The 16,025-nt window shown below is 60.3% G+C and carries 15 protein-coding genes; 10 read left to right on the top strand and 5 right to left on the bottom strand.

Going from position 1 to position 16,025, the window contains the following annotated elements:
• Positions 1-198: 198 nt before the first annotated feature.
• Both ALQ04_RS15825 and ALQ04_RS15820 read right to left on the bottom strand, forming a co-directional pair.
• On the bottom strand, positions 199-690 hold the full coding sequence (locus ALQ04_RS15825; RefSeq protein ID WP_122316684.1) for a DUF2269 domain-containing protein: 492 nt from the start codon (positions 688-690) through the stop codon (positions 199-201).
• Positions 691-693: 3 nt separating this feature from the next.
• On the bottom strand, positions 694-1,821 hold the full coding sequence (locus ALQ04_RS15820; protein WP_122316683.1) for a saccharopine dehydrogenase family protein: 1,128 nt from the start codon (positions 1,819-1,821) through the stop codon (positions 694-696).
• 404 nt (positions 1,822-2,225) lie between these two features.
• Here ALQ04_RS15820 and ALQ04_RS15815 point away from each other — a divergent pair, with 404 nt between their 5' ends.
• Positions 2,226-2,465, top strand: a complete 240-nt coding sequence (locus ALQ04_RS15815) for a DUF6124 family protein (RefSeq protein WP_122316682.1) — start codon at positions 2,226-2,228, stop codon at positions 2,463-2,465.
• Between the two features lie 410 nt (positions 2,466-2,875).
• On the opposite strand, the gene ALQ04_RS15810 is transcribed toward ALQ04_RS15815, so the two are convergent.
• Positions 2,876-3,757 carry a LysR family transcriptional regulator gene (locus tag ALQ04_RS15810; RefSeq protein WP_122316681.1) on the bottom strand — a complete coding sequence of 294 codons (882 nt, stop codon included), beginning with the start codon at positions 3,755-3,757 and terminating at the stop codon, positions 2,876-2,878.
• Between the two features lie 100 nt (positions 3,758-3,857).
• On the opposite strand from ALQ04_RS15810, the gene ALQ04_RS15805 reads away from it, so the two are divergent.
• Together ALQ04_RS15805 and ALQ04_RS15800 are read left to right on the top strand one after the other, a co-directional pair.
• Positions 3,858-4,346 carry a multidrug/biocide efflux PACE transporter gene (locus ALQ04_RS15805; RefSeq protein ID WP_122316696.1) on the top strand — a complete coding sequence of 163 codons (489 nt, stop codon included), beginning with the start codon at positions 3,858-3,860 and terminating at the stop codon, positions 4,344-4,346.
• A 76-nt stretch (positions 4,347-4,422) separates the two neighbouring features.
• Positions 4,423-5,256, top strand: coding sequence for a PhzF family phenazine biosynthesis protein (locus tag ALQ04_RS15800; RefSeq protein ID WP_122316680.1), 834 nt, complete (start codon positions 4,423-4,425; stop codon positions 5,254-5,256).
• A 5-nt stretch (positions 5,257-5,261) separates the two neighbouring features.
• Here the strand turns inward: ALQ04_RS15800 and ALQ04_RS15795 are convergent, their stop codons facing one another.
• Positions 5,262-6,413, bottom strand: coding sequence for an MFS transporter (locus ALQ04_RS15795; RefSeq protein WP_122316679.1), 1,152 nt, complete (start codon positions 6,411-6,413; stop codon positions 5,262-5,264).
• A 207-nt stretch (positions 6,414-6,620) separates the two neighbouring features.
• On the opposite strand from ALQ04_RS15795, the gene rarD reads away from it, so the two are divergent.
• Positions 6,621-7,505: an EamA family transporter RarD gene (gene rarD, locus ALQ04_RS15790; protein ID WP_122316678.1), complete on the top strand. Its 885-nt coding sequence runs from the start codon at positions 6,621-6,623 to the stop codon at positions 7,503-7,505.
• On the opposite strand, the gene zapE is transcribed toward rarD, so the two are convergent.
• Positions 7,506-8,618, bottom strand: coding sequence for a cell division protein ZapE (gene zapE, locus ALQ04_RS15785; RefSeq protein ID WP_122316695.1), 1,113 nt, complete (start codon positions 8,616-8,618; stop codon positions 7,506-7,508).
• 176 nt (positions 8,619-8,794) lie between these two features.
• Here zapE and ALQ04_RS15780 point away from each other — a divergent pair, with 176 nt between their 5' ends.
• From ALQ04_RS15780 to efeO (ALQ04_RS15755), 6 genes are all read left to right on the top strand, one after another.
• Entirely contained in the window at positions 8,795-10,237 is a 1,443-nt protein-coding gene (locus ALQ04_RS15780; RefSeq protein WP_122316677.1) for a SulP family inorganic anion transporter, read from the top strand.
• Between the two features lie 108 nt (positions 10,238-10,345).
• Complete coding sequence (gene ampC, locus ALQ04_RS15775; protein ID WP_122316676.1) at positions 10,346-11,509, top strand: class C beta-lactamase; 1,164 nt, start codon at positions 10,346-10,348, stop codon at positions 11,507-11,509.
• A gap of 169 nt (positions 11,510-11,678) precedes the next feature.
• Positions 11,679-12,527 carry an iron uptake transporter permease EfeU gene (gene efeU, locus ALQ04_RS15770; RefSeq protein WP_122316675.1) on the top strand — a complete coding sequence of 283 codons (849 nt, stop codon included), beginning with the start codon at positions 11,679-11,681 and terminating at the stop codon, positions 12,525-12,527.
• A gap of 8 nt (positions 12,528-12,535) precedes the next feature.
• Positions 12,536-13,744, top strand: a complete 1,209-nt coding sequence (efeO, locus tag ALQ04_RS15765; protein ID WP_122316674.1) for an iron uptake system protein EfeO — start codon at positions 12,536-12,538, stop codon at positions 13,742-13,744.
• 22 nt (positions 13,745-13,766) lie between these two features.
• Positions 13,767-15,077, top strand: coding sequence for an iron uptake transporter deferrochelatase/peroxidase subunit (gene efeB, locus ALQ04_RS15760; protein ID WP_122316673.1), 1,311 nt, complete (start codon positions 13,767-13,769; stop codon positions 15,075-15,077).
• 29 nt (positions 15,078-15,106) lie between these two features.
• A complete protein-coding gene (efeO, locus tag ALQ04_RS15755; protein WP_122316672.1) occupies positions 15,107-15,931 on the top strand; it encodes an iron uptake system protein EfeO in 825 nt (274 codons plus the stop codon).
• Positions 15,932-16,025: the final 94 nt, after the last annotated feature.

The following is a 16,025-nucleotide window of genomic DNA, read 5'->3' as shown; positions in this document are numbered from 1 at the left end:
AAAAGTTGACCACTACAAGCCTTTGACCGAGAACAGACTCCCCATTTCTACCCATCATCTCTGGATACCCGAATCGAACCCCACCTGTCACAACCACCAAATGCACTGGTCAAACCCCACGCAAACGGCGTGGCCCTGCCAGTGCAATTGCTCAACTCCCCCAAAATATCAAGGTAAACACAACAAACCGCTACCGACTCACCCCAACATCCCCAGCAACTGCCAGGGCACCATCTTCGTCACCATAATCAGCACAATCACAAACATGCCCGCAAACCCGAGCACGCCCATCCAGAACCACTTTCGGTAAATCCCCCGATACTCTTCCCCCAACGCCGCTCCCGTGTCAGCCGCCGCCAGGGCAATCTTCTGCAAGCGTGTTTGCAGGACCAGCACCGGCAGCCAGAGCGAGCCCACGCACAGGAAAATCACCAGCGACGTCATGATCCATTCGGTGGTCAGCGGCAGGCCCATGAGGCGGGTCAGCAGGTAGCCGGTGATGAGCTGGATAAAACCGGCGGGTGTGGTGATCCAGGCATCGAAGCGCACCACCATTCTGGCGACATGGGCGATCACTTGCGGGTTGGCGGTGCGGCTGGCAGCGATCAGGTACAGGTAGGACCCCATGCCGAAACCGAACAAGAAAATCGCTGCGATGATGTGGATGTATTTCAGCAGAAGGTAGGTCATCGATCAGCGCGGCTCTTCGCAAAACTGCACGGACAGATGAATACTCGACGGTTCGTTGATCGCCGCCAGGTATTCGTCAACCGTGATTTCGCCTACACAGGCTCTGGCGCCGAGTTCGGGTTGGTAGCCGCGGTTGATCTTCTCCATCAGGGCGACGGCGGCGCAGCTGGGGATTTCCGGGCCCTTGTCGTTGGAGGCGGTGAGTTGCACTGTCAACAATAGCGGACGGGAATCGTGGTCTAGGCCGCGCACATCGATGAACATTGCGCTTTTGCCATCGCCAAAACGCTCGAACGCCGTTCCCCAGCGATGCAGCCGTGCAGGCCAGTCTGCAACAGAGCGGAGCAAGCCGACTCTCACCGCCAGCGCCAGCAGATAGTTGGCGACACCGCCAAGTATCAGGCCCGATCCGGCCTTGAAACTGAGGTTACGGGCGCCATAGCGAGCGGCAAAGATATCCATGTCGGGAACGTCGACATTGGCCAGCAGCCGGGTGCCCATCATCGGCATCTTGCGCAAGGTCAGGCCTTGCCAGCCCGGCACCGCATGCACCTGCCCCGCCTTGAGCTGGTTGATCGGCTTGCCGGCATACGCCAGCACGCCTTCGATGGTCGATAGACCCGGCATCTTCGCCGAAGATGAAATGCCGTGCTCGATGCTGTCTATGCGGGTAAAGCGATGGCGATGCTCATCGATGATTGCCGAAGACAGCGAAGGCACCGAGCTGCAACCGCTGAAGATCGCTACACCGGCCTGCCGGGCGCGCGCATCGAGCACACCAATGCCGTTGACGAAATGCCGACAGTCAGACAGGTCGCAGTAATTGACGCCCGCCTCGATGCACGATTCGGCAATCGCATAGGACTGCCCCTGAAACGGGCCGCCGGTATGGATCAGCCACTGGATGTCCATCTGCACCAGCGCAGGCTGCAAGTCCGCCCCCATGGCATTTCCGCACCAGCTTTGGACAGTGGTGCCGGATTGCTGCCGAAGCGCTTCGACCTTGGCGGACAGCTTTTGCGCATCACGCCCGGCGATTACCAGTTCGATACCCGGTACAACGGCCAGATGCCGACAGATGATACTGCCGAAATTTCCATAACCACCGACCACCATCACTCTGAGCGACATGCGCAACGTTCCTGTCCATTAACTGATGCGGCGGGAGCTTCGCTGATCTGTCTCAAGAGGGCAATCTGTATGTCGCCAGGAATAGCATTTGTAGGCCTTATCTCTTTCTCTTGGGAGACATTTCCGGGAGAATCCGCAGCCCCTTGCGCCTCTCGCTTCAGGCCACTAACGTGCGCCGGTCGCTGCATATCAGTGATCGGGTTTAGTAGCCCGTGGTCGTTAGTCGCATGGTGTCACCCTACAGTCCGTCGATATTCACGGCACTCTATGGTGGCTGTGCGCAGGGCATCTTCGGATGCGCCGGATCCTAACGCCCGGTCTACTAACCTTCGCACAGCCGCCACCTTTAATCGTTTAGTAGCGATAGCGGGTGGCCATTCCAATAGCGTTAGGAGTCATCCAGCATGCTCAATACCGAACCCGCTTTATCCCTCGATAAATCCTCCCCTTCCAGCCAGAACACCACCCTCGAACAATCCCTGTGCTACGCCTCGGAGCTGCTCAGTTGCGCTGCGGCGACCGCCTATGAAAGCAGCGACCGTTTGAGCGGGACACAGCGGCATCTGGCACTTTCGGTTGTGCATCTGGTTGAACTGGCCAAGACCGTAGTGGATCGTTCGCTGCACAGGGTTGAAACGCATTGAAACGACAGTTTCGCGAATGAATGGGCTCCCTTTCACCCCTGCAACAGGAGCCAATTCATTCGCGAAAAATCCTTTCATCAGTCATCTCAGAGCCAACGTATAGCCAAAGGCTTACACGAGCTGAAGATACTTCGCTCTTTCCGCTTTTCGCCTGGGCCCGTAGCATTGGATCCAACAACTGGTGAACAAGGAGTCCACCAGGATCAAGGATGATCGACCATTGCCTGGGAGGCGGCCAACAGGGAGTTGGATGGTCTTTGGAAAAACCCGCTTCGGCGGGTTTTTATTTGCCTGCCGGAAAGTGCTTCTTGAAATACTGACTGTGTGGGAGCGGATTCATCCGCGAAGACTACCTGTCAGGCGATACATTTCCTGCGGCTTCAACAACCTATTCACGAATGAATTGGCGCCTACTCGCCGGCCGGCACCAGCGTTTCCAGCAGCCATGAGCCCGCTGGACCAAGGCTGCGCTGGCGCGACCAGATCACGTCGACAGCCGAACTGCGCGGCCAGCCGGGGACCTTGAGTTCCTTCAAAAGCCCGGTGGCGTAGCGCGACACCAGCCAGCGCGGCAGGGCCGACCAGCCGAAGCCGAATGCCGCCATGTCCATCAACAGCAGGTAATTGGGCGCCGACCAGTTGCGATAGCCGCTGGTTGGCAAGTCGTCAGTGGGGATGCTGTGCTCGATCAGAGTGTTGAGGCGCAGTGCCCGGTATTCCGACAATTGCTGGTAATTCACCTCTGGCAGCGCAGCGAGCGGGTGTTGCTGGGAGACGAACAGTCCGAAATCCGCACGCTCGACAATGGTGGCATGGCCGATTTCCGGCGGGTAACTTGCCTGGGCCGACAACAGACCCAGCGACGCCCTGCCCGACTGGATCAGATTGATTGCATCGCCGTGCTCGGCAAACATGCATTCCAGTTCCAGCTCGGGGAAGCGCTGGTCCAGTTCGGTCATGCGCATCTCGAATTCGGAAAACTGATTGGCATCGGACAGCACCAGGGTCAGTCGCGGCTCGACACCTGCGGCCAGCCGCCCGGCAGCACGGCGCAAACGGTCCGAGGCGCCCAGCACGTCTTCGACCCGCCCGAGCATGGCCTTTCCCGCCTCGGTCAGCACCGGTTGCCGGGCGGAACGGTCGAACAGCTCGAATCCCAGATCGATTTCCAGGCGGGAAATGGCTTCGCTGATGGTCGACTGGCTCTTGCCCATACGCCGGGCAGCAGCACTGAACGAGCCCAGTTCGACGATCTGGACAAAGGCTTCAAGGGCTTCGGGTGAAAAACTCATGGGCGACCTGTTATCGGTTTTTCCGATGGAAACTATTTTCACTTTAGCTCAATGACCGATGAGAATGCAGCCTTCGATGACTACAGAGGTGAGATTTGCCATGGAACAGACAAGTCAGAGCACCGGCTCCGCCAGGGTGCCTGTCAAATCGTTTAAAGAACGCATCCTGCATGCGCTGCTCTTTGAGCTGATTGGTCTGATCATCTGTGCCCCGTTGCTGGCCTGGATCATGGATGAATCGCTGGGCAAGATGGGCGCGCTGACGGTGATGATTTCCACCGCCGCGATGCTCTGGAACATGCTGTTCAACGCCATCTTCGACCGCATCCGGCGCAGGACAGGCTTTGCCATGACCTTCACCGCCCGGATGGTGCATGCCGTGTGTTTCGAGAGCGGGCTGATTCTGGCCGTCGTGCCGCTGGCGGCCTGGTGGTTGTCCATCAGCCTGATGCAGGCCTTCTGGCTGGACATTGGTGTATTGCTGTTTTTCCTGCCTTACACCATGGCCTTCAACTGGGCCTACGACACCCTGCGCGAACGCATCGTGCAGCGCCGCCTGTCCAGATGTGAGGCGCCATCGCGGCCTTGAATGCATGGACGGTTGGCTCAAGACCAAAGGCTTGGGGCACAATCATCGCTCACAGTGACGACAAGGCCTGCCCGAAATGAACACGGAAATTCTCAAACTGGCTGCATTCAGCGATGGCGACCAAGGCGGCAACCCGGCAGGTGTATGGATTGGCGATGCGCTGCCCGATGACAGCAGCATGCAACGGATTGCAGCCGAGGTCGGCTTTTCGGAAACTGCTTTCGCCGCTCCAATCGAGGATGGCTGGCGGGTGCGTTACTTCTCGCCGCTGGCCGAAGTGCCTTTCTGCGGTCACGCCACCATCGCTCTGGGCGCGGCGCTGGCCGGCTTGCATGGCGACGGCGTCTTCAGGCTCAGCCTCAATCAGGCCGACATCACGGTCGAAGGCCATGCCCAGGGCTCGCTGATTTCGGCGGCCCTGCAATCACCCCCGACGCACAGCAAGGCGATCAGCCCGGCATTGCTGGAAGAAGCACTGAGCCTGTTCGGCTACCAACACAGTGATCTGGACAGCCGCCTCCCGCCCGCAGCGATCAATGGCGGTGCCGGACATCTGCTGCTGGCGCTCAACAGCCGTTCAACGCTCAAGGCCATGCAATACGATCAGGAAGCCGGACGCCAACTGATGGTGCGTGAAGGCTGGGCCACGATTCTATTGCTGTTCGCAGAAAGCGAGCAGTTCTTCCATACCCGCAATCCGTTCGCCTTCGGTGGCGTCTATGAAGACCCGGCCACGGGTGCGGCAACCGCGGCGCTGGGCGGTTATCTGCGCGATATCGGCTGGCCCCACGGTGGAGTGATCGACATTCTGCAAGGCGAAGACATGGGCAGCCCGTCGCGCCTGCGCGCCGAAATCCCCGAGCAGAGCGGCAGCTCGATCCGCGTCTCGGGCATGGCGCGCAAGCTGTAAAACCGTCAGGTCTTGAGCTGGCTGCCACTGATCGCCACGCCCAGCAACATCACGGCAACGATCATGAACGCCAGCTCCAGACTGCTGACGTGGGCAATGAAACCGATGGCCGCCGGACCGACCAGAATCCCGGCATAACCGACAGTGGTAATGGCCGGGATCGCGACGCTTTCCGGCATGGTGGTCTGTCGGCCAACCGCGCTGTAACACACCGGCACGATATTCGAGCAACCTGCCCCGACCAGCGCGTAGCCCAGCAAGGCAGCTTCCCAGGCGGGAATCAACGTGGCAATCGCCAGACCGCTGGCGGCACACAATCCGCCCAGAATGATGATCCGGTTGGAACCGACCCGCCGCACCACGGCATCGCCAAACAGCCGGCCCAGGGTCATGGTCACGGCAAACACCGCGTAACCCAGCCCGGCATACGAGGTTTCGACACCACGCAACGAACTGAGGAACACCGCACTCCAGTCGAGCATCGCGCCTTCGGCGAGAAATACGGTAAAGCACAACAGGCCGATGAACAGCACAACGCCGCGAGGAATCGCAAAGGCCGGCCCTTCGGACTGGCTGCCATACGGCAAGAGATGCGGTGCGGCCCTGGCCAGCGCGATCAGCGTCAGCACGACCACCACCAGCATGGCAACGAACGGCGAAGCACCCAGGCTCAGCAACGCACTGACACCCGCAGCACCCACGATACCGCCGAGGCTGAACAGGCCGTGAAAGCCCGACATCATGGTCTTGCCGCTGGCCCGCTCGACAATCACCGCCTGGATATTGGCCGTGCAATCCACGCCACCCATGCTCGCGCCAAACAGAAACAGAGTCGCCACCAGCAGCGGCAGACTGGAAATCGTGGCCAGTAACGGCAGGCACAGACAGATGAGGACAGTTGAAACGACCAGCAGGCGACGACAGCCGTAACGCGAAGCCAGCGCGCCCGCCAGGGGCATGGACAGGATCGAGCCCATCCCCAGGCACAGCAACAACAGACCCAGCGTGCCGTCATCCAGCCCGACCCGGGCCTTGGCATAGGGCACCAGGGGCGCCCAGGAGGCGACGCTGAAACCTGCAATGAAAAACGCTATCCGGGTGGAAGACTGCTCCTTCCGGGCCTTGGTTATCTGGGCCTCGTGACTGAAAGAGGTCATGCATGCTCCTTGAGGACACCAGACAGAATCGTGCTGGCGAGCCTGACAGCCTAGCAAAGTCAGCAGGCGTTCCAAATGTGCAGTGTTCACAATTGGGGCAGGCGGTCGATGGAGCCGCTATAAAAAGCCCAGCTATTTTCACAACGCCGCACTAGACTATGCCCCCTTCCGGTGCATTTCCCCCGTTCAACAATCAAAGAGGCCGCCGTGTATAAAGGTGTCGTCCTGTCGGTCACGGCCTCGGTGCTGTTTGCCGTCATGTATTTCTATACCTCATTGATGACGCCGCTGACGGGCGAGGAAATCTTTGGCTGGCGCATGCTGCTGACGGTGCCATGCGCCACGCTGTTCATGCTGGTCAGTGGCGACTGGCAACTGGTACGCGCACTGGCCCGGCGGCTTCGGGAGCAGCCGCTGCTGGTGTTCGGCATTCTGTTGTCTTCGCTGCTGCTCGGCGCGCAGTTGCTGATCTTCATGTGGGCGCCTTTGCACGGACGCAGTCTGGAAGTGTCGCTGGGTTATTTCCTGTTGCCGCTGAGCATGATCGTCACCGGGCGCATCGTGTACGGCGAACACCTGTCGCACCTGCAAAAGATCGCCGCCACCTTTGCCATGATCGGCGTGGGACACGAGTTGTGGCGGCTGGGCAGTTTTTCCTGGGAGACGTTGCTGGTCGCCCTGGGTTATCCGCTCTACTTTGTGCTGCGCCGCAAGCTCAAGACCGATAATCTCGGCGGGCTGTGGTTCGACATGCTGTTCATGTTGCCCATCGGCCTGTGGTTCATCAGCAATGGCGACCCGCTGGCTGCGCAGAAGGCTCCCGGCCTTTATTTACTGATCCCGCTACTGGGTGTCATCAGTGCCTCGGCGCTGATCAGCTATATCCTTGCCAGCCGTATTCTGCCGTTCAGCCTGTTCGGCCTGCTCAGTTATGTGGAGCCGGTGCTGCTGGTGTGCGTGGCCTTGCTGCTGGGTGAAAGCATTGGCCGTGACGAATGGCTGACGTACCTGCCGATCTGGCTGGCGGTCGTGGTACTGATCATCGAAGGCGCCCGGCATATGCTGGCCCAGCGCCGCCGGGATGCCGTTTGATCAATGCTCGGTAAAGCGCTCCAGTTGCATTTCCTGCAAACGGCTGAGGGTGCGGCGAAAGGCAAATGACAGATAGCCCTGGGTGTACAGCTCATCCATGGAGGTCTGCGCCTCGATATAGAGCGGAATGCGCCGGTCGTAGCATTCGTCCACCAGGGCAATGAAGCGCCGCACGCCGTCATCGTTGGGCGACAGTTGCGGCAGCTCGCGATCCCCGGCCACGACCTGTTCGACACCATCCTCGGTGCCTCTAGCAATTTTCGCTTCGCGCTGGGCGGCGCTCAGTGCCGGGACTTCGCTGAGCAGGATCACCGAAAAGCGGTCGCACAAGGCAATGAAGTCCATGGCCGCCAAGGGTTGCTCGCACAGGTCGCGATAGCGGCACCACACCGTCGTATCGGTGTGCTGGACCACGTTGATGCTGCGATAGCCGAGCATCACTTGCGAGTCATACGCTGTTTGCCCGCCACTCAGCGCGGTGAAAATCTCGCCCAAGGCGCTTGGCCGCCCCGGCTCGGCAATCCAGTAGCGCTGATGCAACTGGCCGGGATGCAGGCGGTGATCTTCCCCGCCATCCACCGTCACCACCTGCATGTAACGCTGGATAGCGGCGATGGCGGGCAAAAAGCGCTCGCGGTTGTGGCCGTGGCTGTACAACTGATCCGGAGGCTGGTTGGAGGTACAGACCAGCACCACGCCTTCCTCGAACATCACCTGCAACAGGCCGCCGAGAATCACCGCATCGCCGATATCGGTGACGAACAGCTCATCGAAGCACATCACCCGCACTTCGCGGCCCAGTTCCCGGGCCACGACTTTCAGCGGCTCCGGTGTGCCGATCAACTCGAACATGCGCTTGTGCACCCAGCGCATGAAGTGATGGAAATGCTGACGCCGGGCCGGCACGCTTAAACTCTCGAAAAAACGGTCCATCAACCAGGTCTTGCCACGCCCCACCGGCCCCCACAGATAAACGCCCTGTGCCCCACGGTTTTGCGCCAGGGCCAGATAACACGCCTGCAACTGCCGGGCAGCCTGCAATTGCGCCTCGTCAGGCTGAAAACCACGCTGGACTGCGCGTTCATAGGCATCCAGAGGAGACACGGCATCCATCAAGCACACACCTTCAGCTTCGGTAAAGATGGCCAGCATATAGCAGCCCCAGGCAGATGATAGTCGCACATGGCGACTTTTTAACTGGTCGGCTAAACGCAGATTCCGTAACATCGGCAACCCTTCTGTTTGTACGCCCACGGTTGTGACGCAGTACGTTCGCTCCCAGGTATTCCATGAAATCACCCCGTATCCGTAGCGAAGTCCTGGCAGGACTGACCACTTCCTTTGCCCTGGTGCCCGAATGCATCGCCTTTGCTCTGGTGGCCCACCTCAATCCGTTGATGGGGCTCTATGGCGCCTTCATCATCTGTACCCTGACCGCGCTGTTCGGTGGACGGCCGGGGATGATTTCCGGTGCAGCCGGTTCCATGGCCGTGGTGATCGTGGCGCTGGTGGTGCAACACGGCGCGCAGTATCTGCTGGCCACCGTGATACTCGGCGGGCTGATCATGATTGCCTTCGGCCTGCTGCGCCTTGGCAAGCTGGTGCGGATGGTGCCGTACTCGGTCATGCTCGGTTTCGTCAACGGTCTGGCCATCGTCATTGCCCTGGCGCAAATGGAGCATTTCAAGAGCGGTGATACCTGGCTCAGTGGCCAGAGCCTGTACCTGATGCTGGGTCTGGTGGCCCTGACCATGGCCATCGTCTACCTGCTGCCACGCCTGACCAGTGCCATCCCTCCGGCGCTGGTGGCAATCCTCAGTGTCGGGCTACTGGTGTACCTGCTGAAGCTGCCGACTCACACGCTGGGTGACATGGCGCACATTGCCGGTGGCCTGCCGACCCTGGCCTTGCCGGATATACCGTGGAATCTGGAAACCCTGTACATCGTGGCGCCCTATGCGATGCTGATGGCGATGGTCGGCCTGCTGGAAACCCTGCTGACCCTCAACCTCACGGATGAAATCACCGAAACCCGTGGTCACTCCAACCGCGAGTGCATGGCCCTGGGCGCAGCCAACATGGTGTCCGGCTTCTGCGGCGGCATGGGCGGTTGCGCGATGATCGGCCAGACCGCGATCAACCTCAGCTCAGGCGGCCGCGGTCGGCTTTCCGGGGTTGTGGCGGGGGTAATGATCCTGATGTTCGTGCTGTTCCTGTCGCCACTGATCGAACGCATTCCGCTGGCCGCGCTGGTTGGCGTGATGTTCGTGGTGTCCCAGCAGACCTTCGCCTGGGCTTCGTTGCGGGTGCTGCACAGGATCCCCATGCACGATGTGCTGGCGATCATCGCCGTGACCATCGTCACCGTGCTTACCGATCTGGCCGCCGCCGTGGTATTCGGGGTCATTATCGCGGCGCTCAACTTTGCCTGGCAGCAGGCCCGCGAGTTGTATGCCGACACTCATCTGGAGCAGGACGGCAGCAAGATCTACCTGATGCATGGCACGCTGTTTTTCGCCTCCACCACGCCGTTTCTCAATCAGTTCGACCCGGCCAGCGACCCCGAGAACGTCACCGTCGATTGCCGTCACCTGAACTTCGTCGACTACTCTGCGATAGCCGCACTGAAGACCCTGCGCGAGCGTTACCACAATGCTGGCAAGCATTTGCGGGTGATCCATCTGTCGGACCGCTGCAAGCAATTGCTCAAGCGTGCCGGAACGCAGGTATAGCCAGGGCATGTTGAAACATGCGGGTCATATCTTGAGACGTAACGTTTATTGAGCCCTGTCATGCAAGTGATAGGGTCTGCTCCCCCACCGCATACAAGGAAGCTCTACATGCAATGGACCAGAACCTGCCTTGCGCCCGCTCTGCTGATCGGCGGCAGCCTGTTGGCCAGTGCCGCGGCTGCCAGCAGCGAGACGCTGGATAAAACCGTGGAGCAGCAGGCCCGCAGCGTCATGCAGCAATACAACATCGCCGGGATGTCGATTGCCGTCAGCGACAACGGACAACAGCGCTTCTACAACTACGGCGTCGCGTCCCGCGAGACTCAAGAGAAAGTCACCGACAGCACACTGTTTGAGCTGGGTTCGATCAGCAAGCTGTTTACCGCGACCCTTGCCACCTGGGCGCAGGCCAACGGGCAGCTTTCCCTTACCGAGAATATCGACACCTACTTGCCGCAGTTGTATGGCAGCCGGCTGGGCAAGGTGCCGCTCTTTCATCTGGGCACTCATACCGCAGGCGGCTTTCCCCTGCAGTTTCCTGACGCCATACACGATAACCAGCAGATGATGAGCTACTTCAAGGCCTGGCAGCCCGAATACCTGCCCGGCGTTCATCGCAGCTACGCCAACCCGAGCATCGGCTTGCTGGGCCTGATCGCGGCCAAGAGCATGAAAGTGCCGTTCAAGACCGCCATGCAGGAGCAACTGTTCCCGGCCCTGGGCCTGAGCAACAGTTACCTCGATGTACCCGCGAACAAGACCTCTTCCTATGCACAGGGTTACAACAAGCAGGACGCCGCCGTCAGGCTGAACCCCGGCGTGCTGGCTGCCGAAGCCTATGGCATGAAGTCCGGCAGCCGCGACCTGCTGCGTTTTGTCGAAGCGAACATGGGCCTGACCGAGGTCGCGCCTGCACTGCAACGCGCACTGGCAGACACCCGCACCGGCTATTTCAAGGTCGGCGCAATGACCCAGGACCTGATCTGGGAGCAGTATCAGGCTCCGGTAAAACTCGATGCGCTGATTGAAGGCAACTCCAACAGGATGGCCTACGAAACCCAGCCCGTGCAGGCCTTGAATCCGCCTCTGGCGCCGCAGCAGGATGTCTGGATCAACAAGACCGGCGCCACCAACGGTTTTGGCGGATACGTGGCGTTCATGCCGGGCAGGAAACTCGGCATCGTGATCCTCGCCAACAAGAATTACCCCAATGAAGCACGGGTGCGCCTGGCTCACCAGATCCTCAATGAACTGGGCTGCTGCACGCAGTAACAAGGCCGTTGGGGCTCGCAGGCTCGACCTGAATCTAACCTGAACGGCATGGGCAATACCGGAAAAACAACTGGCCCTCATTCGGGAATGAGTATCATTATGTTACTCATTGTTTCAGCCATACAGCTCGCTGAAACACCTCACCCCGAAGCCTTTACCCCGGTGAACCATGCTCGTTCCGTTTTTGATCATGCTGCGCGAAGGCATTGAAGCCGCGCTTATCGTTGGCATCATCGCCAGTTACCTGAAACAGACCGGCCGCGGCGAGTGGATGCCTGCAGTGTGGATCGGCGTGTTTCTGGCCGCCGCGCTGGCGCTGTTCGTCGGCGGTGGCCTGGAGCTGATGAGCGCCGAGTTTCCGCAGAAGCAGCAGGAACTGTTCGAGGGCATCGTCGGCCTGGTGGCAGTGGGCATTCTCAGTTCCATGGTGTTCTGGATGCGCAAGGTCGCCCGCTCGATCAAGCATGCCCTGCATACCTCGCTGGACGCCGCGCTCACCGGCTCGAAAAACCAGACCTACGCGCTGATCGCCATGGTGTTCTTCGCCGTGGCCCGCGAAGGACTGGAAACCGTATTTTTCCTGCTCGCGGTCTTTCAACAGAGCGAAGGCTCCGGCGCGCCACTGGGCGCCCTGCTCGGCCTGCTGTTGGCGGTCGGTTTTGGCGTGGCGATCTACAGCGGCAGCATGCGCCTCAACCTGAGTCTGTTCTTCCGCTGGACCGGATTGTTCATCCTGGTGGTCGCCGCCGGAATTCTCTCCAACTCCGTGCAGGCGCTGCATGAAGCCGGCGTGTGGAATCACCTGCAGGAGGTGGTCATCGACTTCAGCGCCAGCCTGCCGATGGATGGCCCGCTCGGTTCGGTGCTGGCCGGCATGTTCGGTTATCAGGATGCGCCGACCGTCAGCACGCTGAGCGCTTACCTGATCTACCTGATCGGCGCGCTGGTGCTGTTCTTTCTGCCCCATACACCGGCAGAAAAACAGCCGCACTCCCCCGCTTCCGCTACCAACGAATAAGGGCATACATGTCGAACCCGTCCTCTGAGCTTTCCGGGAAAGCCAGGCCTCCCCGCGCCTTGCGATTGGCAGTCGCCGGCTCTGTGATCCTGATGATCGCTGCCGGTGGATTGTTCTACTACGCCTCGCAGGTCGCCGCGAAAAAACGTGCAGCCAATGCCGGCAATGAAACCGTGGTCACCATTCACGCCCACAATTGCGAACCCAATGCGCTGACCGTCCCGGCAGGCAAGAACGCCTTTCGCATCGTCAACCGATCAGAACGTGCCGTCGAATGGGAAATTCTCGATGGCGTGCTGGTGGTCGAGGAACGGGAAAACATCGCGCCGGGCCTGAGCCAGGTCATCAACGCCAACCTGCAACCCGGCGACTACGCCATCACCTGCGGCCTGCTGAGCAACCCGCGCGGCACCTTGCATGTAACGCCGACCGCCGAATCCGAAGCCAAGGCCAGGGCGCGCCCGTCCATGGTCGCCTTCATCGGCCCGCTGTCCGAATACCGCGTGTACCTCAGCCAGCAAGGCTCGGCGTTGATCAAGGCGGTCACGGCCCTGCAACAGGCCATCGAAGCCGGTGACCTGAATGCAGCACAGGCGGCCTACACGCCAGCGCGCACTGTCTATCAGCGTATTGCTCCGGCGGCGCAGCGTCTGGCCGAACTGGACAACGCCATCAATGCCCGCGCCGACTACTACGAAAAACGCGAGCAGGACCCGGGTTTCGGCGGCTTCCATCGTATTGAATACGGCCTGTTCAAGCAGCACAGCCTCGAAGGTCTGGCACCGATAGCGCAACGTCTGCAAACCGATGTCGCCAGCCTCAAGCAGCAACTGCTGGCCCAGACCCTGGCCCCGGAACAACTGGCCGATATCGTCGCCCGCTCCATGCGCAGCCTGGCCGAAGTGCGCAGCAAGGGTGAAGAAGAACGCTATAGCCGCAGCGACCTGAACGGCTTCGCCGCCAATCTGGAAGGCACGCGCAAGGTCATCGATCTGTTGCGTCCGCTGCTGGCCAGGAGCGCGGGCGATCTGTTGCAGAACCTCGACAGCGCATCAAGCGCTCTGGATGAACAGCTCAAGGCACTGAAAACCGCTGACGGTTATCGCCCTTACGATCAGGTCGATGCTGCGCAGCGCCAGTTGATCGCCGACAAGGCCAAGGCTCTGGCCGATGCCCTCGACAAGATCGATGCGGCCCTCGGCCTTTCCGACCTCTGACAGATGTGAACAAGTGACTACCATGAAAAACCCGGAATCCGATAACGCCCCTCACTCGCTTCAGCGTCGCCGTGTTCTGCTCGGCCTGGGTGCCGCCGGTGCTGCACTGGCCGGCAGCAGCCTGAGCGGTAATGCGCTGGCCGCCAGCACCGCTCAGGTCACCGAAGCGCCGAACAGCGACAAGACTCAGGATCGCAATGAGTTTCACGGCATCCACCAGAACGGTATCGTCAACCCGCGTCCGGCAGCCGGAATGCTGGTGGCCTTCGATGTGCTGGCGGCCGACCGGGAAGATCTGGAGCGCCTGTTCCGCACCCTCAACGAGCGCATCGCTTTCCTGATGACCGGCGGCCCGGTGCAGGAAATCGACCCGAAGCTGCCGCCGCTGGATTCCGGCATCCTCGGGCCGGTGGTCACCCCGGATAACCTGACCATCACCGTTTCGGTGGGCGAGTCGCTGTTCGATGAGCGCTTCGGCCTGACCTCGGTCAAACCCAAGCGTCTGAGCCGCATGGTGGGTTTCCCCAACGATGCCCTGGAAGCCAGCAGTTGCCACGGCGACTTGAGCATCCAGTTCTGTTCCAACACCCCGGACAGCAACATCCACGCCCTGCGCGACATCGTCAAGAACCTACCGGACCTGCTGCTGGTGCGCTGGAAACAGGAAGGCACGGTTCCGGCCCAGGCTCCTAAAAAGCCCGGCCAGCCTGCGGAAAGCGCGCGCAACTTCCTAGGCTTTCGTGACGGTTCGGCCAACCCGGACTCCAACAACCAGAAGACCATGAACGAACTGGTCTGGGTCCAGCCCGGCAGCGACGAACCGGCATGGGCCGCCAACGGCAGCTATCAGGCCGTGCGGATAATCCGCAACTTCGTCGAACGCTGGGACCGCACGCCCTTGCAGGAACAGGAATCCATCTTTGGCCGCACCAAGAGCAGCGGCGCGCCCATGGATGGCAAAGTGGAAAGCGACGTGCCGAACTACGCTGCCGACCCGCACGGCAAGAAAACCCGCCTGGATTCCCATATCCGCCTGGCCAACCCGCGCACGCCACAAACCCAGCGCAACCTGATCCTGCGTCGCCCGTTCAACTACTCCAACGGCGTCAACAAGAACGGCCAGCTCGACATGGGCCTGCTGTTCATCTGTTACCAGAGCGATCTGGAAAAAGGCTTCATCACCGTCCAGACCCGCCTTAACGGTGAGCCGCTGGAGGAATACCTCAAGCCTGTGGGTGGCGGCTATTTCTTCACCCTGCCCGGGGTAACAAACGACAAGGATTTTATCGGTCGCTCCCTGCTGGCGGCTTCCTCGACTTCGCAAACCGCATGACCTCCAATTACCTCACCCGGAAGAGCACCATGAAAAAGACGCCTCTGGCTTTGCTGCTGACCCTTGGCTTGCTTCAGACTCCACTGGCTGCATTCGCCGCCACGGCGCCGCTGGATCTGGTCGGCCCGGTTTCGGATTACAAGATCTACGTCACGGAAAACATCGACGAACTGGTCAGCCATACCCAGCAGTTCACCGATGCCGTGAAGAAAGGCGATATCGCCACCGCCAAGAAGCTCTATGCGCCGACGCGGGTCTACTACGAATCGGTAGAGCCGATTGCCGAGCTGTTCAGTGATCTGGATGCGTCCATCGACTCGCGCGTCGACGATCACGAGCAAGGCGTTGAAGCCGAGGACTTCACCGGTTTCCATCGCCTGGAATATGCGCTGTTCGCGCAGAACAGCACCAAGGATCAAGGCCCGATTGCCGACAAGCTAATGGCCGACGTCAACGACCTGCAGGCCCGCGTGGCCGATCTGACCTTCCCGCCAGAGAAGGTCGTCGGCGGTGCTGCGGCCCTGCTCGAAGAAGTCGCAGCCACCAAGATCTCCGGCGAAGAAGACCGCTACAGCCACACCGACCTGTATGACTTCCAGGGCAATATCGACGGCGCGAAGAAAATCGTCGACCTGTTCCGTCCGCAGATCGAGAAACAGGACAAGGCCTTTGCCGCCAAGGTCGACAAGAACTTCGCCACCGTGGACAAGATTCTCGCCCGCTACAAGACCGCAGATGGCGGTTTCCAGACTTATGACAAGGTCAAGGAAAACGACCGCAAGGCCCTGGTCGGCCCGGTCAACACCCTGGCCGAAGACCTGTCGACCTTGCGGGGTAAACTGGGGTTGAATTGATGACTCGCTCCTGCAATGCAGGAGCGGATTCATCCGCGAAGACCTATGCCAGGCAACAAGGCGTGATTGACTGAGCCTACCCCTTCGCGGGCAA

The organism is Pseudomonas cichorii (assembly GCF_003700275.1).
In the GTDB taxonomy this organism is placed as follows: Bacteria; Pseudomonadota; Gammaproteobacteria; order Pseudomonadales; family Pseudomonadaceae; genus Aquipseudomonas; species Aquipseudomonas cichorii_B.
Note: the sequence above shows the minus strand (reverse complement) of the source record. Positions and strands in the feature narration are given on the sequence as shown.